We start from the raw sequence: 437 nt of genomic DNA, 5'->3' as shown, positions 1-437 counted from the left end.
TACCTCCTCGACGGGCTCGTCCCCGGCCGCGACTACACGAGTGAGGAGAGCAAGGAGCGGGCGGTCGAGTTGCTCGGCCAGGTCGGGATCCCCGACCCCGAGGACCGCGTCGACGAGTACCCCGGCCAGTTCTCCGGCGGGATGCTCCAGCGCGCGATGATCGCGCAGGCGCTCGCCGGCGAGCCGGACGTGCTGATCGCCGACGAGCCGACGACCGCGCTCGACGTGACGATCCAGGCGCAGATCCTGAACCTGCTGAAGGAGATCCAGGCCGAGCGCGGGATGAGCATCGTGCTCATCACCCACGACCTCGGCGTGATCGCGGAGATGTGCGACCGCGTCTGCGTGATGTACGCCGGCGAGGTCGTCGAGCGCGGCACGCTCGACTCCGTGTTCGAGGACACCGTCCACCCGTACACGCAGGGGCTGCTCGGCTC

Annotated in this window: 1 protein-coding gene; it reads left to right on the top strand. The window is 69.6% G+C overall.

Translation table 11 applies throughout. From position 1 onward, the window contains the following. Positions 1-437: ABC transporter ATP-binding protein (locus DVK03_RS19580; RefSeq protein WP_147440858.1), on the top strand; the 437-nt coding region annotated here is incomplete at both ends.

It is taken from the genome of Haloferax sp. Atlit-109R (genome assembly GCF_003665865.1).
GTDB classification, from domain to species: domain Archaea; phylum Halobacteriota; class Halobacteria; order Halobacteriales; family Haloferacaceae; genus Haloferax; species Haloferax volcanii.
This window is presented reverse-complemented; position numbering and strand designations above follow the sequence as displayed.